A 25,161-nucleotide genomic window follows, 5' to 3' on the forward strand; every position below is an offset into this window, starting at 1 on the left:
ATGGCAGAAGTACAAGTACAAGAAAAAGGCGGCAAGGGAGGCAAGGTCCGTTCCAAGAAGCAGAATACCAGGGTCGATATGACTCCGATGGTGGACTTGGGTTTTCTATTGATTACCTTCTTTATGTTCACAACTACATTCAGTAAACCGAATGTGATGGACTTAGGTCTTCCGGCTAAACCAAAACCAGATGCTCCTAAACCTCCACCAACAGAAATTAAACTTTCTAACTCAATTTCTATCTTATTAGGAAAAGACAATAGAGTTTTTTGGCACCAGCAGGATGCAACTTCCTTGAATGACCAAACTTTAATGGAAACTACTCTTGATAGAGAAGGAATTAGAAAAGTAATCCAGCAGGCAAAATCTAGAGCTGCAGATCAAACGAAATTTACCGTGATCATTAAGCCAACTGACGATGCTGTATATAAGAACTTTGTTGATATTCTTGACGAAATGGCAATTACCAAAAGTGAGCAGTACGGTGTTACCGATGTGAAGCCTTGGGAGAAAGCTGTTTATGAGAAAAAAGTAGGAGGTGCTGCTGCACCAGCTGCTGCTACAAAGTAATTTAACCATAAAATTGTTATATCTAATCTATGGCAGATGAAAATGTATACGGTCAGAATCTTACTTTAGACGAAATCGTATTTGAAAATAGAAACAAGGAATATGGTGCCTATGATATTAGACATCAGTATCCGAGACTTTTAACAAAGTCTTTTATCATCGGAACAGCTTTATTCCTTTTGGCAGCTTTATCTCCGTTCATCTATCTTACGATCAAGAATCTTACTGCTCCGCCTAAGCAAGAAGTGAAGGCAGATCTAGTAGACATTCTGGAAGAAGAACCGATTATAGAGCAGCCTAAAGAAGCAGAACCACCTCCACCACCTCCACCTCCAAAAGAAGAGGAGAAAATTGAGGTAATTCAGAACGTAGTTCCTGAGCCTGTAAAAGCTCCGAAAATTGAAACTCCACCACCACCGATTTCTAAGCAGTTGGAAACAACAACTGGTTTGAATAATCAGGAGGGGGTAAAAGCTCCGGCTTATACACCACCGCCACCGCCGCCATCTACAGGTACTAAAGCTAGTACTGTGGAAGTGAAAGCCAATAATCCTAACGAGATCTACAAAGATGTAGACCAGTCTGCAGAATATCCTGGAGGTATGGGCTCATTGAGAAAGTTCTTAGGAGATAACTTCGATACTTCTCTAATGGAAGGAGGTGAAGGTACACTTAAAGCTAAGCTTAAGTTCGTTGTAGAAAAAGACGGAACTGTTTCCAATGTTGTTATTGAAGAGAAATCTCCAAATAGCGACTTTAACAATGAAGCAGCTCGTGTAGTTAAGAAACTTAAAAAATGGACTCCTGCGAAAAGAAACGGGGAGAGCGTTAGATCTTACTATAGCGTACCATTTACTATGAACTTTGAATAATTAAACTTATTTATTCAGAATATAAATAAAAAGAGAAGCATATGCTTCTCTTTTTATTTTTTTTGTATTTTTGTTACATGATGTTCAATTGGTTATCCCTCCTTACGGGATTGTTTTATATCGTTTTAGGAATTGTAGTCATTGTCTACAAATTCTTTTTTACTATTTTGGAACCTGCTATTGCTTATGCATTAGGTGGAGTACTGATCCTATATGGTGTATTTAGGATTTACAGGGCTATCTCCAAAATTAAAAAATCGAGACATGAAGAATAGTTTTAAGATTGCAGTCGTTTTTGTACTAGGAATGATGCTTGCAGGCTGCAAAAAAGAGGAGAAATCCCCATCTTATCATAAAGGTGATCTTACCATTTTTACAGACGAATCTTTTCAAAGCGTTACTGAAGCATTAGCCGATGGCTATATGATCAATTACCCGGAAACCCGTATTAAAGTAGAAACAAAAAAAGAAGACTTAGGCCTTCTTGAACTGTTAAGCGGTAATGCCAAGGTGGTGGTAATGTCCAGAAACCTGAAACCTGAGGAAATAAAAACATACGAAGACAGAACCGATTTAAAATTTCTTCCTTCCAAATTTGCTGCTGATGCAGTGGTTTTTGTGGTTCCTAAAGACTCTCCAAAAGAAAGCATTTCTATGGAGGAGATTAGCGATGGACTTCTTTCAGACAATAAAGAATTTATTTTTGACGGAACAAACTCCAGTAATTTGAACTTTGTTGCAGAAAAGCTGAATAAAGAGCCTAAAAGTCTCAAATTTTCCATTATTCCGGGGAACCAGAAGATTATTGAAGAATTAGGAAAATATCCTGATAAAATTGGGGTAATAGGGCTTAATACATTTAGCCGTCCTTATGATAAGACTTCTGAAAAACTTAGAGAAATGGTTAAAGTACTCCCGGTAAAATATAAAGGAAAGTTATATAATGCCGATTTTGAAGGACTTCGTACAATGGAGTATCCATTTACAAGAGTACTTTATTTCCTTATTAATGAAGGTAACTTTAATATTGCCAATGGCTTTATAAGATTTTCATGCACTCATTTGGGACAAAAAATTGTACAAAAAGAAGGGCTACAACCTTATAATGTATATAAAAGAGAGGTTCAAATGCGTTAAAAAACATTAAAATTCACAATTTACCCCTACAGAAAATAGTGTTTTGGTCTGAAAATTGTGTATAATATAACTCAATTATTAGAAAATATAAAATGAAAGATATAATGAATATGAATGTAAAGAAGATTGCTTTTGGAGCAGCCGTGGTATTTTTTACCGGTTTTGCCTCTGCACAAACATTGCAGGATGGTATCAACAGTATAGACAGTGATAAGTTTGCTCAGGCAAAAACAAATTTCACTGATATGATCGCTAAGGAGCCTACTGCTGAAAACTACTTCTATTTAGGAAATACTTTCTTAAAACAAGGAGAACCTGATTATGCGAAAGCAACGGAAAGCTTTAACAAAGGTTTGGCTGCAGACAGCAAAAGTTATCTTAATAAGATCGGTCTTGCTACCGTTAAATTAGGGAAGGGTGACAAAAGCGCTGTTGCAGAAATTCAGAAAGTAGTAAGTGATTCTAGAGAAAAAGATGCTGAAGTATTGTTTAGAGCAGCAGAAGCTTTGACTTTATTTGAAAAGAACAACTCTCCTGATCTTGCTATTCAGTTTTTGAATAAAGCTATTGAAAAAGCGGAGAAAAAAGGAGTTCCTGCACATTACTATTATACATTAGGAGATGCTTACAGATTAAAAAGAGCTCCGGGTGAGGCAATGTCTGCTTATGATAAAGCTTTACCTTTAGCTAAAAATAAAGCGTCCGTTTATACAAGAATGGCAACTTTATGGATGGCCGCTCAGGTATGGCAGAAAGCTAAGGAAAGTGTTGATAAAGCTATTGCTGTAGACCCTACTTACGCTCCTGCTTATAAAGCATTAGCCGGTTATGATATCAGATATCAGCAAAATGCAAAAGCGACACAAGATCTTATCAACTATACAAAATATGCTGATGAAGATCCATATACTCAGTTAGAGATTTCAAAACTATACTTCACAAACGAAGATTATGCGAACTCTAAAGTAGTACTTGATAAAATCTTTGATAAAATTGAAGACCCTATCAAGTTCAAACTAAGAGCTTATCAGTCTTATGCCGATAAGAATTACGCAGATGCAAAACAAAACATGGATACTTTTGTTGCTCAGGCAGAGAAAACAAGAATACAGCCTGCTGACCAAGGTTTACAGGGGCTTATTGCTGCCGGATTAGCAAAAGATGAAAAAGATGCCGCTAAAAAAGCTGCTTTAATGGCAGAATCTCAGCAGAAGGTTGCTATTGCAAAAGCTGCAAAAGATGAAACAATGAAGTGGGATCTTGAACTTGCAAACATTGCAGGGGGAGGAGGTGTTTCTCAGTCAGAAGCAGACAAAGGACCTACTAACCCTACTATTGAAGCATTGAAAAAACAAGTAGCTGCAAATGCTCAGGATTCTGATGCTTTATTCAAGCTTGCAACGGCTTATCAGGATGCTAAAAACTGGAATGGTGCAATTCTTACATGGCAAAAAATGTCAATTCTTCTTCCTGACTGGGCTCCGGCTTATTACAGCCAGGGATATTCTTACCAACAGGCAGGAAACAATGATGCAGCAAAAATTGCTTATGAGAAATTCATCAGTACAGTGAAACCTGCTGATCAGGAGGCTAACAAACAAACTCTTGCATACGCTTATTTTGCAGTAGCTTATATGAGTAAAGACTCAGATGCGGCAAAAGCAAAAGATTATGTAGCAAAATCTTTACAGTTAGATCCTACTTATCAGGATGCTGTAAAATTAAATGCAGAGATCAACAAATAATTTAAATTTTAAATTATAGATATTAAAACTTCCCATTCGTAATGTTTGGGAAGTTTTTATTTTAAACCTTATATTTGAATATATGAAAACAGATATACTTGCTTTTGGAGCACATCCTGATGATGTAGAACTGGGATGTGGAGGAACTATTGCTAAAATGGTTTCTGAAGGAAAAAAATGTGTTGTGGTAGATCTCACGAGAGGAGAGCTCGGGACAAGAGGTACAGATGAGACAAGAAAAGCAGAAGCAGGTGACGCTGCCAAGATTTTAGGGCTTTCCGCAAGAGAGAACCTTGGAATGAAAGATGGCTTTCTTGTCAATTCTGAAGAATACCAAATGAGAATCGTAAAAATGATTCGCAAATACAGGCCAGAAATCGTCTTAGCTAATGCTATTGATGATAGACATCCAGACCATGCAAAAGGAGCGAAATTAGTGTCGGATGCGTGCTTTTTGTCCGGACTGAGAAAAATTGAAACGGTGGAAGAAGGAAAAATTCAGGAAGTGTGGAGACCGAAGCATGTTTTTCATTATATTCAGTGGAAAGATATCAAACCGGAATTTGTAATTGACATTTCGGAACATCTTGATAAAAAACTGGAGGCTTGTATGGCTTACAAAACTCAATTTTATGATCCATCTTCTAAAGAACCGGAGACCCCAATTACCACAAAAGACTTTTATGAAAGCTTAACTTATCGTGCACAGGATTTGGGGAGATTGTCGGGAGTGACTTATGCTGAGGGATTTACGTCTGAAAAGCTAATTTCTTTGAAAAATTTTGACGGAATTGTTTGGTAGTTGAAGAAATTGTCCTATATTTGCACTCAGAAAACGGTGATTGTAGCTCAGTTGGTTAGAGCGTCGGATTGTGGTTCCGAAGGTCGGGGGTTCGAGACCCCTCATTCACCCAAAGAAAGTACACTTTTTTAAAGTGTACTTTTTTATTTTGTCCTATTTCCGGCGGAAATTAGCATCCGGTTTTTCTGCTTTTTCTTAAAGAAATCTCATTCTAATTATTCAAAATTTACGTCTTAATACTTAAAAACGGTTTTCCTAAATCAAATTCTGATAAAAAGACACTGTATTTCTATATTTGATTTATTCTAATAGATCAAAATATCATTATAAGGCATCATAAAGGGAATGAAGGGTTTGAAAAATAGTTGATTCGAACCTCGAAAGGGTATAATTGAAAATTCATATGGTTTGGATTACCATCCACCCGCCCAAAAAAATAACAAATTTTTGATAGTGATGTATTTAAAATCTATTGAGAAGACTTTTTAAACACAAAGCCTACTTTAAAATAAAACTCCTCACTTTGAACTGCTCTCCAAACAGTAGATTTTTTTTGGAACAGTTTATTTATGATTTAGTATTCAGATTGGAAATAGAGGTATTTCCTCATAATTCTTCTAACCTACTGAGGTAGAAAATCTTTCTACTAAATCTTACATTTTTAAAAAAAATATACTTTATATTTGCGCCCTATAAAAATATAAAACTAATAATCATTACAAACTTTTATCAAAATGAGGAAGAAAATTACCCTATCCTTACTTTTGATGCTATTTCTCATAGCATCAAAGATTTCAGCCCAGTGCACCACAGGGACCCAGTATCCTGGTGGGATTTATCAAGCGACAGGTGCAGCCGGCACAGGCACGATCAACACTGACGCTAGAACCGGCGAATATGCCTATGTGCATGTTGAACCATCAAGGTATTATACTTTTACCTCGTCTGTATCCACTGATTATTTGACCATTACAAATGATACTGGCACACAAGTACTTGCTTCTGGGATAACACCTGTAAGTTTTGTTTCAGCTTATAATCAGTCTGTTCGGTATTATATTCATCAGAATGCACAATGTCAAACGACCAATCAGTTTGTACGAACAAGGAAGGTAACTTGGGTTACGGCTCAAGCCTGTATGGATGTGACACCAACAGGTGTTTCGAATATTACACCTATATCATGCACACTTAATTATACTACGCCTTCCGTTGCACCTGCTTTTGGCTACCAAGCGTATGTGAGTACTTCATCTGCCACGCCTGGCGCAACGGTACAAACAAGTTCTTCAAGCACAAACTCAATGTTGGTTACCAATCTAAACCCAGATACGGTCTATCATTATTGGCTTCGTTCTAGATGTGATTATCAATATGGGGGCTGGATTTATGGCGGAACTTTTACAACGATTTCATCATTGCTTTGCAATAGTGCCTATTATGGGATTTATCCTTCAGCTACCGTTACACCCAACTGTACAGGAAGCGATGATTTTTTTGCTACGGATGTAAAAAATGGTAGTTTTTCCAATATAGCTGTTGTTCCAAACACTCAGTATCAGTTTAAAACCAATTATGGTACTGATTTTATTACCATTACCAACGCTTTAGGAACCGTTGTTCTGGCAAGTGGCACAACACCTGTAAATTGGAATTCGGGTTCTACTTCCGGAGTGGTTCGTTTTTATTCTCATGACAATGCACAATGTGGTTACGGTGTTTCTACAGGAAGTTCGCGTAATAAATATGTCAATTGTATTACAACCTCTGTTACCTGTATGCCTCCGTCTGGTTTGTCAGTAGCCAACATTACTTCCAATTCTATAAGAATGTCTTGGGCTGCTCCAACTAGTGTACCAGGTAGTGGTTATGAAATTTATATGGTCACTACAAATACTGCTCCGACAGCAAATAGCACCGCTACCCATACCAATACTACGACCACTAAAGACATTACTGGTTTAACAGCGGGGGTTACCTATTATTATTGGATTCGATCTAATTGTGGTACAGAAAAAAGCAGCTGGGCTTCGGGCGGCTCTTTCACAATGAACCAATCATTAATTTGTAATGGAGCTATTTATGGTTTGTATCCCGATGCCGCTTTTACGCCTTCATGTACTGGGAGTGCGGAGCCAATTACTTCTAGTGCCTTAGCAAGCCAATATTCTAATGTAAATATTACGGCCAACCAACAATATGTGTTCTCATCTTCTGTGGGGACCGATTTTATAACGATTACCAATAGCGCAGGGACTTCAGTTTTAGCAAGTGGTCAAACACCATTAAGTTGGTCTTCAGGTACAAATACGGGTGGGATACGTTATTATTTACATAGTAATGCTAACTGTGGATCACAAAACACCAACAGAACGAAATATATTCAATGTGCAACCACTGCAAATTGTGGATTACCTTCACAATTGTCGGTTTCTAATATTACGTCAAATTCTTGCAGGTTGAACTGGACGGCACCAGCAACTGCGCCAACAAATTACGATATTTATATTATTACAACTAATACTGCACCAACAAGTACTACAACAGCTTCGGCAACAACTACATCGGCAGGTGTGGGAGCATTGAATGGAATTTCACCAGCGACAACCTATTATTATTGGATAAGATCTAATTGTAATGGAGCCAAAAGTGCCTGGGTGTATGGTGGAAGTTTTACTACACTTGCTGCTTTAACATGTAATGGTGCAACGCATGGTTTATATCCAAATGCTACTTTTACCCCAACCTGTACCGGTAGTCCGCAACAAATTGTTAGCGATGCTTATGCTGGTGAATATTCAAACGTAAATGTAGCTGCGAATACACAGTATACTTTTTTTAGTTCGAATTCCTCAGATTATATTACAGTAACCAATGCTTTAGGAACTACGGTTCTGGCATCAGGTACCACCCCTCTCAACTGGGTGTCGGGTACTTATTCAGGAGTGGTTAGATATCATATCAATACCAATTCCTCTTGTGGGACACAAAATACAAGTAGAATAAGATATATTCAATGTATGGGAATCGCAACTTGTGGAGCGCCTGGTAATTTATCAGTATCTAATGTAACCTCAGATTCTGGCAGTCTTACCTGGTCTGCGCCAGCAAGTGCTCCTACCAATTATGAGGTGTATTTATCTACAGTAAGCTCAGCACCTGTAAATGGAACAGCTGGAACTCACTCAACAACCAGTCCTGCAATACTTTTAAATACATTAACCCCTTCAACTACTTATTTTTATTGGGTTCGTTCTAATTGTAATGGAACAAAAAGCGACTGGATTTCGGGAGGAAGTTTTGTAACACTTTCTGCAGGTTGTTGGAAAATGGTTTCTACAGGTATGAGTCATTCGCTTGGAATAAAATCAGACGGAACACTTTGGGCTTGGGGTGCAAATGATTTTGGTCAATTAGGTAATGGAACAAACACCGCAAAAACAGCTCCGGTACAAATTGGAACAGCAAATGACTGGCAAAGTGTAAGCGCAGGCACATTCCATAGTATGGCTATTAAAACCAATGGTACACTTTGGGGATGGGGACTTAACGGAAATAGCCGATTAGGTGACGGAACAACCACCGATCGAATTTTCCCTACTCAGATAACTTCAGATACGAACTGGCAGAGTGTTTCTGCTGGAGATGTAAATACACTGGCTATAAAAACCAATGGAACCCTTTGGGCTTGGGGCTATAATGGGTATGCTCAACTTGGAGATGGATCAACTAACAACCGATCGACTCCTTATCAAATAGGAACAGCTACTAACTGGCGCAGTGTTGATGCAGGATCTGTACATACGCTGGCTACTAAAACTGATGGAACACTTTGGGCGTGGGGAACCAGTTCATATGGTCAGGTAGGAGATGGCACTACGGCTACTAGATTTAGTCCCTTACAAATAGGAACTGCTACTGATTGGCAAGAGGTTTCTGCCGGAGGTTTTCACTCAGTGGGATTAAAAACTAATGGAATACTTTATACTTGGGGAAACAATTTGTATGGACAGCTTGGTGATGGTACGAATACCTCTAAGTCAGCACCTAATGCAGTGTATGATGGTGTTAAAAGTATTAGTGCAGGTTCTGATCATACGGTAGGAACGACATCTTTTGGAAATATGTGGTTTTGTGGTAGTAATGTTTATGGTCAATTAGGCGATGGAACAACCACTAATAGAAATACGATTACAATGACTAATTCCAGTAATTATCAAAAGGCTGTAACTGGATTTCACCATACTTTATTATTAAATACTGATAGCTCTATTTCCAGCTGTGGGTTAAATGGATCAGGGCAGTTAGGTAATAACTCCACAACGAATAGTTCTTCATGGGTGTCTATTGCATGTCCTGTAAGTAACCTAAGGGTTGATGAAGTTATGTCTGCAGCAGATCATTTAAAAGTTTTCCCAAATCCTGTAAATGATATCTTAAATGTATCTTCTGATAAAAAGATTATCTCGGTAACACTATTCAATACGTCAGGGCAATTGATTTTTACCAAAGTGATCAATGATAAAACAACAACGATTGATGCTTCAAGCTTAGTATCGGGAGTTTATATCTTAAAAATAGATTCAGGTGAAAAAAATGTAAAAACAGTGAAAGTCATTAAAAGATAAATAAGACGATGTATTACATACTTTGATCTTCAGTTTATTATATAGTAAATAAAAACAACCTTCGGGTTGTTTTTATTGTTTAGTGCAGACTGAAAATCGCTTACAAAGAGCCAGGAATTCATCAGGTATATCAGATGTGCTGATGAAAAAAATTAAACGGGCTCTTAGTGTTCAAAATCAGAGTCGGTTCCACAGTCAAGGTTACAATGGAAGAAGATCATCAATTTTTCCTGAGATTTTATTTTTGAAGCTATTTCCCGCTTTTTGTTACAATCTTTTTTTTCAAAAAAAGGATTTTCACTGCAATCGGGGCTAGGAAATTCGTTTATGATTAACAATATGTGGAAAATACCTATTGAGTCAGGAAGAAATATTTCCGTATTTTTAAAATCACATTCTCAAAACATGGAAATAAAGGTCACAGTAAAGCAATTGGGAAAGAAACATCCTGTTCTTTCTGAACAAAAACTCGAAATCTCATACAACGAGTCTCAGATTTCACTTGAAAATCTTTTAAATTTAATCGTCCGGCAGCAAGTAGAAGCATTTAATGCAAAATCATTTGAACTGGATGATGAAGATGATACCAAAATTCCACAGGATAATTATTTAAATATTTTAACAGATACCGGAAAAGTAGGTTTCGGAAGTATCTATAATCTCAAAAAAGCAGATCTGCAAAAAGCACAGGAAAATGCTGTTCAGGCTTTTGAAGATGGTATGTTTGCCGTTTTTTATAATGATGAGCAACTTGAGAGTCTGGCTCAGCCGGTTGATCTAAGTTTGCAGCATTCATTTACTTTCATCAGACTCACTTTTTTGGCGGGAAGCTACTGGTAATTAAAAATACAAATCAATATACTACATGGAAATCACAAAAAAATTAGAATCGAAAAAGCTTATCAAGAATTATTACGAAAAACTAAGGAAAGATTTGGTGGAACAAACTGAAAAAGGTTTATCTACACATGTTTTTCCGGAGAAGCCTATGCTTAAGAAAGAAGTAGCAGAATTAGGCTTATTCTTAATGGGAAAGACCAATTATTATGAGGCAATGACTCTGGGTTCAAAAGAAGCAGAGAAGCTGAAAGAATATATAAAACCTGATATTTGGGAAGATGCAGATTACTATAAACTTCTGGTTTACTATTTTGGAGAGAATGCTGATCTTGTAAAACATGCATGGAACAGAATGCCTTACAAAATGTATCAGACGAGTTATTTCCGTCGTTCGTTTCGTGCGCCTCATAATGAAAGATATGTACTGATGAATCAGGCTAACCTGATGAGGGAACTGGTTCGGGCTCCATCTGTTTACTCTTATGACAGTCATGATCAGAATTATGATTTATCATTGGAAGAGCAGATTGTCTATGATAATGAAGTGTCAAATAATTCAAGCCAGTTCTATGTTTGGTCAGCGGCAATTGATACAGGTAATACAGCCATTTATCAATTAATTGAAGATATTATTTTTAATAAACATACGGAAGGAAAGGTTTCCAGAAACATCGTTAAAGCTTTACTCAACAGTGAAAAGAAGCATTGTTGGGAATTGGTGGAAAAACTTCTACTGGCGGCACAGCGGCAAGAAGGGTTAAGACAGACCATATTGGAAGCTTTAGATGAAACCAGTATAGGGGCTTTGGAATATATGACCAACGTGATTGTAGAACATAAGCTTACCCGTTTTTCATCTGTTGTACGTTCTATAGATACCTGGACCGGATTGGGCTGGGAATCAGAAAAAGAATCAGTAGTCAAGAATATTGTATCGTTGGCTCATACATATTTCAGCAATCCGGAACTTGTTCCTGATGCCATTAAAAGCAAAAATAATAATGAAGTCTATATGGCCCTTTGGGTACAGGGGGTATGGGATGTGGATAAAACAGTTCCTTATCTGCATCAGTTGTTTGACAAAGGAAGTGTAGAGAAAAAATGTCTTGCGATAAAATTTGCTACGGAAACCGGTGATCCTTACATTCAAATGCCCTTGTATTATAAGGCCGTACTGGGGGGAAATGCAGAGGTACTGGCATTTGCTGGGAGCCACTTGTCAGAATTATTAGGATCCAATACCCATTCTAAATTCTTTATGAATAATGCCGATTATCCGGATTTCTTTGAAAAAATCCACGAACTGACGCAAAAAATACAGGTAAAGGAAAAGAAATTTGAAGGGAAAATATTCTCATGGCTAAATGCAACCTTCAAAAAAAGTGATTTGTATGCTTCCATGTTTTATCTGGTAGGAGAAGACAGCAATAAGCTGGACATGGTTTTGTCTTATTTTGATCAGTTTGATCTTGCATTGCGTGAATTACTGACCCGAAATATTTTAGGTGAATTTTATTGCTATTCATTTTCCTACGGACTAGGAAAGAAGAAAAAAGCAGTGACTCCTTTCCAAAAGGAATTTGCTTTTAAAATTATAAAGGATAGGGGAGAATCCTTAATTGCCTCAGGAATTAATATCTTGCTTCAAAATCCTTTAAACAAAGAAGAGATTATGACTTTCTTTGATATGTTTAAAAGAAAAGGTGGTGTACTCCGTAAGAAACTCATAGAACTGGTTACAGAACAAGAAGACGAAGTAGTGGCCCCGTTGGTTGAAGAATTAATGACTAAAGGGGACGTGGAACAGAGAGCTGCATCTCTGGATATCATGCTGCAGCTTCAAAAAGATAAAAGAGCATCTTCTCAGATTATCCGTTGGACACAACAGTATTCTGAAAGATCAAAAATTTCTGAAAGAGAAAAAGGCTTACTGGAGCAGATTAATCCTTCAGGAGACCAGACCATACTTTCCGCTGAAAACGGATTTGGATTTTATGATCCTTCCGTAATTTCAAAGTATGCATTACCCAAGGTAGAGGCAGATTCAATATATGTGCAGGCAACCAAAAATGATAAATATGGTTTCACCCTATCCATTGCCAAGATAAAAGAAGAATTAAAAAAACTTAATGATTTATTTCTGCAGCATAAAGACCATGAATATGAATCAGAGGAGTGGGATAATTCTGTAACCAAAGTATTAATGGGAAATACTTTCCGTACGATTAAAAGAAATACAGAGGGGTTTACTCCTCAGCAGTTGGCCGAAAATTATCCCCTGCATGAAGTATGGGAACAGTGGTTTAAAGATTCAGGAATGCTGCCGAGAGATTTATTTTTGCTGACATTTGCTGAAAATTGCGACCGAAAAGTCTTTAGAAATTTTCTGGAAGATTACGTATTCTATCATAAAGAATTTATCCCTAACCCTACAAAAGGAACTTATTATTGGGAAAACCCTATCAATATGATTCTGGGTTCACTAAAATATAAGTTCGTCTTTGAGGAAGTGATCGATTTTGCAATAGATGCTTGTAGTACACTATTTGCCAACCTTCCTGAAGATGTTATTAACTATAAGGGAAAAGATAGTGGAGATTATTATTACCGGGATCAGGGGAACGGCTGGCAGCAACTAGGCTTTTTTGATGCCTTTTTATTGTCTATCCCTAAGAAGAATCTTACAGATGAACAGCACATCAAGCAATGGAATTTATACCGATGGATGCAGTATAACGGATTGCCGGAAAACATTACAAAGTCTGTTCCTAACTTCTATTTCTTCTGTAAAGCCTACGAATTAAAAGTTATTACAAAAGGAGAGTTGTTTGAGGGAATTCTGACTGCTGATTCAGCGATCAGTGACCTTACAACAATTAAATCCAATTATAATAATGAGAAATATTTAGAATCATTTCCTTTCCTAAAGCCTATGATTGAAGAAATTCAGGATAAGTTTCTGGATATAGAACTGATTCGTGGAGATTCCAATACTTCGGTTTCACACTTTGTACAGCAGTTTCGATCTATTTATGGAGCCCATCGTTTCGTTCAGATCCTGAAAGGATTAGGTAAATCTGGATTATATGCCAATTACATATACAGTTATGGAGACGAAAGTATGACCAAGCAAAAGCTGTTCTCCTGGCTTATTTCTAACTGCTATCCTTTAGAAAGTGATACTCAGAAATCATTTGATGAAATCGTAAAAAAAGAAAATATTACAGAACTTCGTTTAATACAGGCTGCAGTATACGCACCGCAATGGCAGCATTTTGTAAGCAGCTATTTAGGTTGGAAAGGATTAGATTCAGCGATCTGGTGGATGCATGCCCATACCAAAACAGGAGCCTATGAGGCGCAAAATGCAAAACTGGAAAGTGAAGTGGCAAAATATTCATCAGTAGACATTCAGGAATTTAAAGACGGTGCGGTAGATAAAGACTGGTTTACAAAAGCCTATAAGGAGCTGGGAAAAACCCGTTGGGAGATGTTATACGAATCTGCTAAATATATATCAGATGGAAATGGACACCGAAGAGCAAGGCTGTATTCTGATACACTGGCAGGAATTTTAAAGATCAAAGAAGTAACCGCAAAAGTGAAAGATAAACGTGATCAGGATTATCTTCGTGTATATGGACTTGTACCACTGAGTAAAGCAAATCCTGAGAAAGATGTGCTGAGCCGGTATGAATATATCCAGCAGTTCAAAAAAGAAAGTAAAGAGTTCGGTTCCATGAAGCAGGCGAGTGAAGCACTGGCTATTCGCGTAGCTCTGGAAAATCTCGCCCGTAATGCCGGTTATCCGGATCCGATAAGATTAACCTGGGCAATGGAAACCAAACAAATTCAGTCTCTCTTATCAAAAGATACTCAGGTCACCATTGATGGGGTTACAGTAGGTTTGATCATAGAAGATAATGGAAAAGCCGAATTAGTTGTTTTTAGGGATGATAAGCAATTAAAATCTATTCCGCCAAAGATTAAGAAAGATAAAGCAGTAGTGGAGTTGGGGAATAATCGTAAGATCATGCGTGAGCAATGGATTCGCTCCAGAAAAGGACTGGAAGAAGCAATGATAAGAGGTGATGAATTCCTTTTAAAAGAGATCAAGACTCTTTTTGAACATCCTGTTATTGTAAAACATTTAGAAAAGCTTGTATTTATTTCCAATGATAACAAAATAGGATTCTTTGTCAGTGGAAATCTTGTAAACGCTGATGGTGAGATTCAGGAATTGAATGAAGATAATACTCTGCGTATTGCTCACTGTGTAGATTTGCATCAGCATTCTGTCTGGAGTGATTATCAGCATTATTGTTTTAAAGAAAAACTGGTACAGCCATTTAAACAGATATTTAGGGAACTTTATGTCCCTACGCCAGATGAACTTAAAGAAAGATCTGTGTCACGCCGTTATGCAGGGCATCAGATTCAGCCAAAGCAAGCACTGGCACTTCTAAAAACGAGGGGCTGGAAAGTAGACTATGAAGAAGGATTGCAGAAAGTTTATCATAAAGAAGGATTCAAGGTAAAACTCTATGCTATGGCAGACTGGTTTTCACCTGCTGAGGTAGAAAGTCCAACTCTGGAGACTATAGAATTTCATTCATTAAAGGACTACAAGAATATACCTTTTGAAGAGATCAATTCAAGGTTGTTTTCAGAGGTTATGAGGGATATAGATCTGGTTGTTTCAGTAGCTCATGTTGGAGATGTTGATCCTGAAGCAAGCCATTCATCTATTGAAATGAGAGCTGTATTAATGAAAGAGACAGCCCGTTTATTCAGATTGGATAATGTAAGAATCGATGGTTTCCATGTATTTGTAAAAGGGCAGATGGCAGAATACAGTGTCCATTTGGGAAGTGCTGTAGTGCATCAGGTACCGGGGAAATATTTATCAATACTTCCAGTTCATTCACAGCACAGGGGGAGACTATTTCTACCTTTTGCAGATGATGATCCGAGGTCCGCAGAAGTATTGTCTAAAGTATTACTGCTGGCCAAAGACAACGAAATACAGGATCCAACTATATTATCGCAGATAAAGCGTGAGTATGTATAAATAAAAAATGGGGGGGACACTTGCAATAGTGTACCCCTTTTTTATTTTTATGTAATAAGTTGCCTTTCAGACATAAAAAAAGCATCTTTTTCAGATGCTTGTGTTTTTAGATATTCTTTTTTTTAAACTTCGTCGTCAGAATCTATTGTATAAGATTTGCTTTTAAAGTCTTTGTCATGTTTTTCTGAAATTACATCCTCACCCTTTTCGTTAATGATGAAATCTGTGGACTCATTAAACATCTCCTGAAAACTCTTAAAATCTTCCTTGTAAAGGTAAATTTTATGCTTCTCGAATGTAGCTTCTCCATTCTCTCCAAAATTCTTCTTACTCTCTGTAATAGTAAGATAATAATCTCCTGCTTTCGTCTCGCGCACATCAAAGAAATAAGTTCTTCTCCCTGCTTTTAACACCTTCGTGAAAATTTCATTTTCATGGCGTTCCTTGTATTCACTCATTGTTAGATATTTTTTAATCTTGTTAAGAACAAATATAAAAGAATTCTTTTAATCACAAAATTTTTTTTATGATTTATTTAACAATTGAGAACGAAATGGCTAAGCAGTTACAGAATTGGCAATTTCTGTGAGGTTGATGATTTGATCGGCTTTTTGAGCGCTAGACTCTCTGTGCGTGATAATTATGGAGGTAGCATTACTGATTTTTTTATCTATATTTCCGAGAATATTCTGCTCCGTTTCAGTATCTAATGCAGATAGTGAATCATCGAAAATAATGATTTTTGGATCCTTTATTAAGGCTCTTGCAATACATATTCTTTGCTTTTGTCCTCCCGAAAGCATTACCCCCCGTTCACCGACCAGTGTTTTATATTGATCTTTAAACTCAATAATATTTTTGTGAACATCTGCAATCTGAGCATACTCTACAACCTGTTGATGAGAAGGGTGGTTAATGGCAAAACCAATGTTGTTTTCAATGGAATCTGAGAATAAATAGCTTTCCTGAGGAATATACCCGATGAAGTTTCTGTAATTCTCAAGATTATGCTCTTTAAGGTTTTTACCGTCAATTAAGATTTCTCCTTCAGTAGGATCTATAAGCCTGCATAAAAGTAAGGCAATGGTTGATTTTCCGCTTCCGGTTTTACCCATGATCGCCAAAGACTCTCCAGCCTTTACCTTAAAGCTTAAATTATCCAGCGCTTTGATTCCCGTATTGGGATAGATATAAGATACATTCCTGAATTCAATATCTCCTTTAATAGGATAGTTTTCAAAGTTCGTATTCACAATCTCTGATTTTTTATCCATGAATTCATTGATTCTTTGCATAGATGCTTCAGCTCTTTGATTGACAGAAGTTACCCATCCTACCATAGAGAAAGGGAATATCAGGGTATTGATGTACATAAAGAAATCAGCAATCTTACCAATACTTAGCTCTCCTGCAATATATTTAGCCCCTCCAATCCAGATAATAGCAACATTCAGTAATCCTATTACAAATAGAATAATGGTAAAGAAATAAGCCTCTGTTTTAGCAAGATCAAGTGCCTTGTTTTGGTAATCAGTTACTTTTACCCCATAGTTTTTTTCGATGTATTTTTCTCTTGCAAAAAATTTCACCACACGGATTCCCGAAAAACTGTCCTGTACGAAAGTTGAAATAGCAGACTGGCTTTTCTGCATTATCTTTGACTTCTTATTAATAATTGAACTCACCTTATAGATAGCCAAAGATAAAATAGGAAGTGGTAATAACGTCCACAAAGTCATTGAAGCATCCGTTTTTACCATGTAAATGGCTGTGATCACCACAAGAACAATAAGATTGGCAACATACATTACTCCTGGACCTAGATACATTCTTACAGCCACTACATCTTCACTTAATCTGTTCATTAAGTCTCCAATGGTCGTCTGCTTATAATCCGTTAAAGATAAATCCTGATAATGCCTGTAAATTTTATTTTTAAGTTCATATTCGATTCTTCTGGAAGCAACAATGATTGTCTGTCTCATCATGAAGGTGAAAAAACCTGTCAAAAGTGAACAGCCTACAATAATTCCTACATAGATAAGAACCTGATGATTGAAGCCAAGATTTCCATTTTTTGTAAGCTCATCCACAGATTTTCCTACAAACTGAACTTTATATATATTAAAAAAATTACTGGCAATGATGAATAATACCCCCCAAAACAAAAGTATCTTATGTTTCAGAAAATAAGGGTTTAGGGTTTTTAGCGCTTTCATATAGTTTTACAAAATTACAAAAATGTCATCACACTACGAATTTCATCAATTTTAAATTTTGTATCTTTGCACCCATAAAAAAGCTCTTTGAATGTTAGGAAGACGACAAATCCGTGAAAAAGTAGTACAGACCGTGTATTCATACTACCAAAATCCTGTAAAGTTCGATGTTTTAGAGAAAAACATGTTTGCCGGGATAGAAAAAATCTATTATCTATACATCTATCAGCTCAACTTTTTGGTGAGCCTGAAAGAATTGGCAGAAAATCAGATTGAAATTGGTAAGAATAAATACCTTAAAACCGATGCTGATATTAATCCTAACCAAAAATTCATCAACAATCAGGTATTGCATAAACTGGAAGAAAATCCTGAAAGATTATTTTTCACAGGGCAGCACAAACAGCTGAAATGGGATCTGCATGATGATTTATTGGTGAAAACTTTCCAAAGAATTACCGCCGGAAAGCGTTATCAGGATTTTATGAAAGAAGATGGTTATTCTTTTGAAGAAGATCAGAAATTTATCGGCAAATTATTTTTAAGATATATCGCTGAAAATGATGATTTTCATGATTATCTTGGAGATAAGGAACTTTCATGGTATGATGATATCCATATTGCGAACTCTATGGTGCAGAAAACAATTGGTTTCCTGAGAGAAGACGAAGAAAGCAGAACACTGATCAAAATGATCAAAGACGAAGAGGATAAGACATTCGCAGCTAAGTTGTTGAGAGATACTCTGAATAATTGGGAAAGCAATGAAAAGAAACTGGAAGAGAGATTAGAAAACTGGGATCTGGAAAGAGTTTCTTTAATGGATAAAGTTATTTTGTCAACGGCTATTGCAGAACTTGATAATTTTGCTTTAACCCCTTCAAGAGTTATTATTAATGAATATATTGAAATTGCAAAAGTATTTGCTACAGACCGTTCAAATATTTTCGTTAATGGTATTTTAGATAAATATTGTAAAGATCAAAATAGAATATAAAATGAAAAAGACGTTATCAATTATCGCCTTGTCTATTATTGGTTTTGGGTTGGTTTCATGTAAAAAAGAAAACAAAGAAACTCAAAACGCTGAAACTATAGTTACAGATTCTGCCGCAGCAGTTACTCCGGTAATCGGTGATTCTACAGCTCATTCTGCTACAGGTGAAGCAGCTGCAGCTCCGGTTTCAAACGAGCCTTCTACTTCTCTTGCTTTATCTGAAAGCAACTTTGACTTTGGAAAGATCAAAAAAGGAGATAAAGTAGAGCACGTATATGAAGTGACTAACACAGGGGAAAATCCATTGATCATTTCTGAAGTAAAGCCAGGATGTGGATGTACAGCTCCTGATTTCACGAAAGAACCTATTATGCCTGGTAAAAAAGGTAAGATTACATTGCATTTTGACTCTTCAAACTTTGACGGAAACGTTCAGAAGTATGCAGATGTTTTTGCAAATGTAGAAAAAGCTCCAATCAAATTAACGTTCACTGCGAACATTCAACCATAATATTAAAAATATGTTGACATTATTTTTACAGGCCCAGGGATCTTCACCAATGATGCTGATCATGATGGGTGTAATGTTTGTAGGATTTTATTTCCTGATGATAAGACCTCAGATGAAAAAGCAGAAACAGGAGAAAAACTTCCAGGAAAACCTTAAAGTAGGAACCAGAGTGGTACTTACATCCGGTCTTCACGGAAGAATTGCTCAGGTTCAGGATGATGGTTTTGTAATCGAAACGTTATCTGGAAAGCTGAAGTTTGAAAAAGCGGCTGTTTCAAGAGAAATGACAGAAACCCGTTTCGGAGATAAAGCAAAAACTGCTGACAAATCAGCTGACAAAAAAGAAATAGAAACTGAAGAAAAAAAATAATTCAGTTTTAAAATATTGAGCTGCGGCGGGTGAACAAAGTTCACCCGCCGCAGCTTTTTTTATAGAAACCCTGCTAATCATTTGTGTTGTTTACGGTTTAAATTATCTTTGCTGAATGGATCAAAACACCAACAAAACGGTTCTTATTTTAGGAGCGAATTCAGATGTGGCAAAACAATGTATTAAACAATATATTTCAAAGGGATTTTCTGTAGTCGCAGCTTCCAGAAACACTCAGTCTTTGGAAGATTTTACCCTTGAAAATAATCTGGACCGTTCAAAAGTTACTGTTTTGTATTTTGATGCCGCAGACTTTAATTCTCACCAGAAATTTTATTCCGAACTTCCTGCAAAACCTCATACTGTAGTATATGCTGCAGGTTTTCTTGTAGATAATCATAAAGCCCTGACTGATTTTCAAGGAGCTAAACAAATGATGGAGGTTAATTATATGGGTGGGGTATCCATTCTCAGCATTATTGCAATGGATAAAACTAATAGAAATCTCGAAAGAATTATAGGTCTTTCTTCTCTTTCCGGTGTGAGGGGAAGGAAAAGTAATTTTGTCTATGGTAGTACAAAAGCCGCTTTTACACAATTTCTGGCAGGATTACGACAGGAATTAGCTTCCCGGAAAATAATTGTTAATGCTCTGGTTATAGGATATATCCGTACAAAGATCAATGAAGGATTAGAGCTCAACGAATCTTTAATAATGGAACCCGATTATGTAGCTGGATTTATTGTAAATGCCGGAAATTCCTTTACCATTGTTCCTGGTTTTAAATGGAAAATCATCTATCATATTTTGAGACTTTTACCCGAAGGTTTGGCAGCGAAACTTCCATAACAGTAGGTGCTTATTGTAAAGCTTAATGTGCATTTAAAGAATGATAACCACAGTTCGGTATCTTTTTTGTTATTCTATGAACCAAAATTATTTCTTCTTAGCAGGATTCAATTTCTAAGTGATCATTGAGTAAAGGCGGACCTATCTGTTCTGCTGTTAATCTCTTTTTCATGTATAATATTATTTCTTTAACTCCTGGAGATTAAGGCTGATTTGTTTTTGAAAGCAGAGCTGTTTTCTTTCAATAATCATTCTTAAATTCCTTGAGGCAACGTAAGTTATTCATATAAATATTAAAAATAAGTAGCATAAATGGACGATTTAAAATTGAACAACATTCAACAACATTGGGATACCTTAATCTCTTCAGCAATTTCATGGGCACCGAGAATTTTCACTGCAGTTATTTCTGCATTGCTAATTTATATCATTGGGTCATGGATGATAAGGATGATTAAAAAACTGGTTGCAAAAGGCTTCAGAAAACGTAATATGGAAGCTTCTTTACAGCATTTTCTTCTCAATATAATCAACTGGGGACTTAATATTCTTCTTTTCATTGTAGTAGTCACTCAGCTAGGGGTACAAACCTCTGCATTTGTAGCGATGATTGGTGCCGCAGGTTTGGCAATAGGTCTGGCGTTACAGGGCTCACTAACAAACTTTGCCGGAGGAATCCTTATTTTATTATTGAAACCTTTTAAGATAGGTGACTTTATTTCTACTAATAGTGGGGTTTCAGGAACTGTACAGGCTATAGATATCTTTCATACAAAATTAGTGACTGCCCAAAACCAATTGATTGTTATTCCTAATGGAGTAGTTTCTAATAACAGCATTACGAATTTTAGTCAGCTAGGATCTAGGAGAACATCCATTGATATAGGAGTTGCTTACGATGCTGACCTTAAAAAGACAAAGGAAATCTTAATGAGTATTATTAAGAGCAACGAGTATGTTTTTGCAGATCCTGCGCCGCAGGTAATGGTGACTGAACTTGGAGATAGCGCAGTTAATTTATCCATAAGAGCAACCACTTCTACAGAAAACTTCTGGAAAATGAATGAAGAATTGATTATCAACTGCAAAGAAGCTCTTGATAAAGCCGGAATAGGAATTCCTTTTCCACAGAGGGATGTGCATGTTTTTAGTAAACAGACGATATAATTCATTTTGAAAAATAAAAAACTCCTGCATTGTTTTGATGCAGGAGTTTTTTATTGAGAAGCAGATCAGGATGCTTTTTTTGAGTATTGCAAAATAAAATCTAAGAAGATTTGATATTCATTTTCTTTAAATTCAGACTTTGTAAAAATGAAATTGATATTCTGTATATTTAAAATAAGATATTGGTCAACAATTTTGTAATTGGTTTTCTCCCAGACGCAATTAATCGTGCTGAAAGGATTTTTTACGGTAATACTATCCTGATGAAGTGTTATAAAGCTTATTTCATCATGTTTTCTTCTAAGGTTTTCAATTTGCTCTTCAATTAAAATTGAAGGTTTTATTTTTAGCAATGAAATATTGATATAAAAGCAAGGCGATATATCCGATAAACAGGAAGCTTCCATATTTAAAAATGATGGTAACAGGACCAAGGTTAAGGGACTTTAAAGGAAGAAATCCCAGCGACAGAAATAGAATGGTATATAAGATTACTCTTTTAAGTTCACCTAAATGCTTTTTCCAGGTATATTGAAAGAAAAACTTTTGATTTTCCCTTTCTATATTTTCATTGAAATATAATTGTAATTTGATTGATTCGCCCATGAATAAAAATTTTTGTGAGCAAAAATATCAAAGTATCAGGGCTTGGCAAGGTGTTTTTAACATTTTTTTTCGCGTAAATAAAGGTTTCCGGTAGTGTCTTTAATGAATCTCTTTGTCTTTTTACCAAATGACAATTGTTTTTACAAACCACTTTTATACCTTTATCTTTCCGCACTCTGTGGATAAAACAAAACATGGAAGAGCTTTTTAACTACATTAAAAAATTTGGAATCCTGAACGAACAGGACGAACTTTTGATTGCACAGGGAATTCAGAAAATTAAAGTGCAGAAAGGAGATCCTTTTATAGAAGCGGGAAAGGTAAGCCAAAGGATTGCTTTTGTAAAAGAAGGTGTATTTCGTTCCCTATATTACAATAAAGATGGGGATGATTTTACCCGTTATTTCATCTATGAAGGTCGGTTTATTGGCGATTTTCAAGGGTTTACTGATCAGCTTCCGGCTCATGAATATATCGAAGCAATTACAGATGCAGTAGTCCTTGTGATTGATCTTGACCATTTTAAGGTATTAGAGAAAGAAATTAAAATATGGCCGGTTTTATTTGCCAGAATTCATGCATTCGTTGTAGAGAATAAATTGAAAGTAGCAAGCATCATGCTTAATCAGGATGCAAAATCCCGCTATCTCCATTTTTTAAACCACTATCCGGGATTAGCCAATAGAGTTCCGCAATCTATGCTGGCTTCTTATCTTGGAGTTACCCCCTCATCATTAAGCCGTATCAGAAGGAATATAGTATAGGGAGAGGTAAGAGTGTTTGGACGATGTTTATAGTTTATTTTGTGATGTTTAAAATTCTTTATCTTTCATTAATACTTTTACATAATACATTTTACAAAAAGCACTTCCTTTTTGCCAAATGGCAATGGCCTCACTTTCAAACCTTCATAGCTTTGCAGCATAAAATTTAAATATATGGATATCGTATTAGGACTGCAATGGGGAGATGAAGGGAAAGGAAAGTTTATTGACCTTATCAGTGAAAATTATGACATTACAGCTCGCTTTAACGGAGGATCTAATGCTGGACACAGTATAGAGCGAAACGGTAGAAGAATTACGCTTAAAATGGTTCCTTCAGGAATCTTCATGAAGGAAGTTCAGAATGTAATTGGAACGGGAACTGTTTTGGATCCTGTAAGTTTTAAAAAAGAGATTTTGAATCTTAAAGCATTTGACGAAACTGTTCGCCCTGAAGAAAATATTATTATTTCCCGAAAAGCCCATTTGGTTTTGCCTACCCACAAGCTTCTGGATATTTTCATGGAAGAGGACCCTGACTATACAACGATTGGAACCACTAAAAATGGTATTGCACAAGCTTATTCAAACAAAATTTTAAGACAGAACGTAAGAATGGGAGATATATATTCTCCGGATTTCAAAAGTAAAGTTCAGCATATTGTAGAAAGAGATTACAAAATGCTTGCAGAGGGGAATATGATTCTACCTTCTCTGGAGGAAATAAACAATGAGTTTTTTGAAGCAGTAGATTTTCTGAAAATATTCAATTGTACAGAAACCGAGATCTATTTGAATAAAGCTTTGTCTGAAGGGAAAAAGATATTGGCGGAGGGTTCTCAGGCCGCAATGCTGGATATTGATCATGGTACCTATCCTTATGTTACATCTTCTTCCACAACGGCATCGGGAGCCAGCAGTGGATTGGGGATTTCACCAAAAAAAATCGAAGAAATATATGGGATTGCTAAGGTATATTGTACAAGAGTAGGGAACGGAGTATTTCCAACAGAACTTTTTAATGAACAAGGTGACGAGATAAGAACGAAGGGAAGGGAATTTGGTTCTAACACCGGACGTCCAAGAAGAACAGGATGGTTAGATTTGCCTGCTTTGAAATACGCGGTGATGATCAATGGGGTAACTCAGTTGGTATTAACAAAATCTGATGTTTTAAGCGGACTGAAATCTGTTGCTATTTGTACTCATTATGAGCTTGAAGATGGTACATTACAAACCGTTTCCGGGGTACTTCCGGAAAATGCAAAACCCGTTCTTAAATGGATGCAGGGCTGGAATGCAGATTTTGCCAATATGAAAAGCAGTTCTGAATTGCCTTCAGAATTAAAAGAGTTTTTATCATTTCTGGAAATGGAGCTGAAAGTTCCGGTTACTTATCTTTCCATAGGGGCTGGAAGAGAGCAGATGCTGAAAATGAAATAAGTTTATATCAAAATACAAAGCGGGAGTTATTTTCCGCTTTGTATTTTGTTTTTTTCGTTTTTTAAAGCTTAAGATCAGATTTATCCTTTATAATCTCGTTCACCCAGGTATTCCTGAAATCTTAAGAGGTATCCGTCCGGATCTTGAATTAATAATTCTTTGACTCCTTCTTCCTGATCATTTATTCTATACCATTGTTCTTTTAGTTCTTTGAAATAGGTAAGATTGTATTCTTTAATTTTTGCTATAATAGTACTTAAACTGCTTACTTCAATCTGAAAATTAACACCTCTTCCCCTTGGGAAAACAGGTACCTCTGTAATCCATGCTTCAGAATGGTCTTGTTCGAGCATAAATTGAGATCCTTCATAAGAAATCAGCATAAATTGGTCTTCCTTTCGTTCATATTCTAGAGTAAAGCCAAGATACTGTATATAAAATAGGTTAGATTGATTGATATCGCTTACCAGTAATTCAGGAGTTAATTTATTAAAATTCATTGTTTTTGTTTTAAGTGAAATTAAATTCTCATCGCAGGTTAAGGTAATAAAAAAAGCGGGGCAACTGCC

The 25,161-nt window shown here is 36.3% G+C and carries 20 protein-coding genes and 1 tRNA gene; 17 read left to right on the top strand and 4 right to left on the bottom strand.

What is annotated here, in order from left to right; genetic code table 11:
* From AC27VX_RS19645 to AC27VX_RS19690, 10 genes are all read left to right on the top strand, one after another.
* Positions 1-570, top strand: coding sequence for an ExbD/TolR family protein (locus AC27VX_RS19645; RefSeq protein ID WP_236856256.1), 570 nt, complete (start codon positions 1-3; stop codon positions 568-570).
* Positions 571-599: 29 nt separating this feature from the next.
* The gene (locus tag AC27VX_RS19650; protein WP_236856255.1) at positions 600-1,442 is read left to right on the top strand and encodes an energy transducer TonB; all 843 of its coding nucleotides are present in this window, start codon (positions 600-602) and stop codon (positions 1,440-1,442) included.
* 77 nt (positions 1,443-1,519) lie between these two features.
* Positions 1,520-1,717 carry a DUF308 domain-containing protein gene (locus tag AC27VX_RS19655; protein ID WP_300687628.1) on the top strand — a complete coding sequence of 66 codons (198 nt, stop codon included), beginning with the start codon at positions 1,520-1,522 and terminating at the stop codon, positions 1,715-1,717.
* The gene (locus AC27VX_RS19660; RefSeq protein WP_488697446.1) at positions 1,707-2,579 is read left to right on the top strand and encodes a PstS family phosphate ABC transporter substrate-binding protein; all 873 of its coding nucleotides are present in this window, start codon (positions 1,707-1,709) and stop codon (positions 2,577-2,579) included. Before AC27VX_RS19655 ends, AC27VX_RS19660 begins: the two co-directional genes overlap by 11 nt.
* Before the next feature lie 92 nt (positions 2,580-2,671).
* The gene (locus tag AC27VX_RS19665; protein WP_236856254.1) at positions 2,672-4,324 is read left to right on the top strand and encodes a tetratricopeptide repeat protein; all 1,653 of its coding nucleotides are present in this window, start codon (positions 2,672-2,674) and stop codon (positions 4,322-4,324) included.
* 82 nt (positions 4,325-4,406) lie between these two features.
* Positions 4,407-5,126 carry a bacillithiol biosynthesis deacetylase BshB1 gene (gene bshB1 / locus AC27VX_RS19670; RefSeq protein WP_236856253.1) on the top strand — a complete coding sequence of 240 codons (720 nt, stop codon included), beginning with the start codon at positions 4,407-4,409 and terminating at the stop codon, positions 5,124-5,126.
* Positions 5,127-5,161: 35 nt separating this feature from the next.
* Positions 5,162-5,237, top strand: a tRNA-His gene (locus AC27VX_RS19675).
* Between the two features lie 794 nt (positions 5,238-6,031).
* Positions 6,032-9,754, top strand: coding sequence for an RCC1 domain-containing protein (locus tag AC27VX_RS19680; RefSeq protein WP_488697448.1), 3,723 nt, complete (start codon positions 6,032-6,034; stop codon positions 9,752-9,754).
* A 405-nt stretch (positions 9,755-10,159) separates the two neighbouring features.
* Complete coding sequence (locus AC27VX_RS19685) at positions 10,160-10,594, top strand: hypothetical protein (RefSeq protein WP_488697450.1); 435 nt, start codon at positions 10,160-10,162, stop codon at positions 10,592-10,594.
* A 25-nt stretch (positions 10,595-10,619) separates the two neighbouring features.
* Complete coding sequence (locus tag AC27VX_RS19690; RefSeq protein WP_488697452.1) at positions 10,620-15,665, top strand: DUF4132 domain-containing protein; 5,046 nt, start codon at positions 10,620-10,622, stop codon at positions 15,663-15,665.
* 122 nt (positions 15,666-15,787) lie between these two features.
* Here AC27VX_RS19690 and AC27VX_RS19695 read toward each other — a convergent pair whose 3' ends face one another.
* Positions 15,788-16,123, bottom strand: a complete 336-nt coding sequence (locus AC27VX_RS19695) for a DUF3276 family protein (RefSeq protein ID WP_034679055.1) — start codon at positions 16,121-16,123, stop codon at positions 15,788-15,790.
* A 99-nt stretch (positions 16,124-16,222) separates the two neighbouring features.
* Positions 16,223-17,884 carry an ABC transporter ATP-binding protein gene (locus AC27VX_RS19700; protein WP_300686558.1) on the bottom strand — a complete coding sequence of 554 codons (1,662 nt, stop codon included), beginning with the start codon at positions 17,882-17,884 and terminating at the stop codon, positions 16,223-16,225.
* Positions 17,885-17,975: 91 nt separating this feature from the next.
* Here AC27VX_RS19700 and AC27VX_RS19705 point away from each other — a divergent pair, with 91 nt between their 5' ends.
* The 5 genes from AC27VX_RS19705 (at position 17,976) to AC27VX_RS19725 (ending at position 21,779) form a co-directional block, all read left to right on the top strand.
* Positions 17,976-18,881, top strand: coding sequence for a transcription antitermination protein NusB (locus tag AC27VX_RS19705; RefSeq protein ID WP_236856247.1), 906 nt, complete (start codon positions 17,976-17,978; stop codon positions 18,879-18,881).
* Position 18,882: 1 nt separating this feature from the next.
* Entirely contained in the window at positions 18,883-19,392 is a 510-nt protein-coding gene (locus tag AC27VX_RS19710; RefSeq protein ID WP_488697455.1) for a DUF1573 domain-containing protein, read from the top strand.
* Between the two features lie 10 nt (positions 19,393-19,402).
* Positions 19,403-19,762 carry a preprotein translocase subunit YajC gene (gene yajC, locus AC27VX_RS19715; RefSeq protein WP_236856245.1) on the top strand — a complete coding sequence of 120 codons (360 nt, stop codon included), beginning with the start codon at positions 19,403-19,405 and terminating at the stop codon, positions 19,760-19,762.
* A 115-nt stretch (positions 19,763-19,877) separates the two neighbouring features.
* A complete protein-coding gene (locus AC27VX_RS19720; protein WP_300686561.1) occupies positions 19,878-20,612 on the top strand; it encodes an SDR family NAD(P)-dependent oxidoreductase in 735 nt (244 codons plus the stop codon).
* A 312-nt stretch (positions 20,613-20,924) separates the two neighbouring features.
* The gene (locus AC27VX_RS19725) at positions 20,925-21,779 is read left to right on the top strand and encodes a mechanosensitive ion channel family protein (protein ID WP_300686563.1); all 855 of its coding nucleotides are present in this window, start codon (positions 20,925-20,927) and stop codon (positions 21,777-21,779) included.
* A gap of 321 nt (positions 21,780-22,100) precedes the next feature.
* Here the strand turns inward: AC27VX_RS19725 and AC27VX_RS19730 are convergent, their stop codons facing one another.
* Positions 22,101-22,385 (bottom strand): hypothetical protein, encoded by a 285-nt coding sequence (locus AC27VX_RS19730; protein ID WP_488697458.1) that lies wholly within the window; start codon positions 22,383-22,385, stop codon positions 22,101-22,103.
* 194 nt (positions 22,386-22,579) lie between these two features.
* Here AC27VX_RS19730 and AC27VX_RS19735 point away from each other — a divergent pair, with 194 nt between their 5' ends.
* Both AC27VX_RS19735 and AC27VX_RS19740 read left to right on the top strand, forming a co-directional pair.
* A complete protein-coding gene (locus tag AC27VX_RS19735) occupies positions 22,580-23,149 on the top strand; it encodes a Crp/Fnr family transcriptional regulator (RefSeq protein WP_300686566.1) in 570 nt (189 codons plus the stop codon).
* Between the two features lie 174 nt (positions 23,150-23,323).
* Positions 23,324-24,592: an adenylosuccinate synthase gene (locus AC27VX_RS19740; RefSeq protein ID WP_488697460.1), complete on the top strand. Its 1,269-nt coding sequence runs from the start codon at positions 23,324-23,326 to the stop codon at positions 24,590-24,592.
* An 80-nt stretch (positions 24,593-24,672) separates the two neighbouring features.
* Here AC27VX_RS19740 and AC27VX_RS19745 read toward each other — a convergent pair.
* A partial coding sequence (locus AC27VX_RS19745; RefSeq protein ID WP_488697462.1) for a bleomycin resistance protein occupies positions 24,673-25,161 on the bottom strand: 489 nt, incomplete at its 5' end.

Source organism: Chryseobacterium sp. 14P4.3.2 (assembly GCF_057799275.1).

What these genes read in the sequence shown, in the direction of transcription:
- AC27VX_RS19645 (WP_236856256.1), top strand. Translation starts at nt 1, where the DNA reads ATGGCAGAAGTACAAGTACAAGAAAAAGGCGGCAAGGGAGGCAAGGTC.
- AC27VX_RS19650 (WP_236856255.1), top strand. Translation starts at nt 600, where the DNA reads ATGGCAGATGAAAATGTATACGGTCAGAATCTTACTTTAGACGAAATC.
- AC27VX_RS19655 (WP_300687628.1), top strand. Translation starts at nt 1,520, where the DNA reads ATGATGTTCAATTGGTTATCCCTCCTTACGGGATTGTTTTATATCGTT.
- AC27VX_RS19660 (WP_488697446.1), top strand. Translation starts at nt 1,707, where the DNA reads ATGAAGAATAGTTTTAAGATTGCAGTCGTTTTTGTACTAGGAATGATG.
- AC27VX_RS19665 (WP_236856254.1), top strand. Translation starts at nt 2,672, where the DNA reads ATGAAAGATATAATGAATATGAATGTAAAGAAGATTGCTTTTGGAGCA.
- bshB1 (WP_236856253.1), top strand. Translation starts at nt 4,407, where the DNA reads ATGAAAACAGATATACTTGCTTTTGGAGCACATCCTGATGATGTAGAA.
- AC27VX_RS19685 (WP_488697450.1), top strand. Translation starts at nt 10,160, where the DNA reads ATGGAAATAAAGGTCACAGTAAAGCAATTGGGAAAGAAACATCCTGTT.
- AC27VX_RS19690 (WP_488697452.1), top strand. Translation starts at nt 10,620, where the DNA reads ATGGAAATCACAAAAAAATTAGAATCGAAAAAGCTTATCAAGAATTAT.
- AC27VX_RS19695 (WP_034679055.1), bottom strand. Translation starts at nt 16,123, where the DNA reads ATGAGTGAATACAAGGAACGCCATGAAAATGAAATTTTCACGAAGGTG.
- AC27VX_RS19700 (WP_300686558.1), bottom strand. Translation starts at nt 17,884, where the DNA reads ATGAAAGCGCTAAAAACCCTAAACCCTTATTTTCTGAAACATAAGATA.
- AC27VX_RS19705 (WP_236856247.1), top strand. Translation starts at nt 17,976, where the DNA reads ATGTTAGGAAGACGACAAATCCGTGAAAAAGTAGTACAGACCGTGTAT.
- AC27VX_RS19710 (WP_488697455.1), top strand. Translation starts at nt 18,883, where the DNA reads ATGAAAAAGACGTTATCAATTATCGCCTTGTCTATTATTGGTTTTGGG.
- yajC (WP_236856245.1), top strand. Translation starts at nt 19,403, where the DNA reads ATGTTGACATTATTTTTACAGGCCCAGGGATCTTCACCAATGATGCTG.
- AC27VX_RS19720 (WP_300686561.1), top strand. Translation starts at nt 19,878, where the DNA reads ATGGATCAAAACACCAACAAAACGGTTCTTATTTTAGGAGCGAATTCA.
- AC27VX_RS19725 (WP_300686563.1), top strand. Translation starts at nt 20,925, where the DNA reads ATGGACGATTTAAAATTGAACAACATTCAACAACATTGGGATACCTTA.
- AC27VX_RS19730 (WP_488697458.1), bottom strand. Translation starts at nt 22,385, where the DNA reads ATGGGCGAATCAATCAAATTACAATTATATTTCAATGAAAATATAGAA.
- AC27VX_RS19735 (WP_300686566.1), top strand. Translation starts at nt 22,580, where the DNA reads ATGGAAGAGCTTTTTAACTACATTAAAAAATTTGGAATCCTGAACGAA.
- AC27VX_RS19740 (WP_488697460.1), top strand. Translation starts at nt 23,324, where the DNA reads ATGGATATCGTATTAGGACTGCAATGGGGAGATGAAGGGAAAGGAAAG.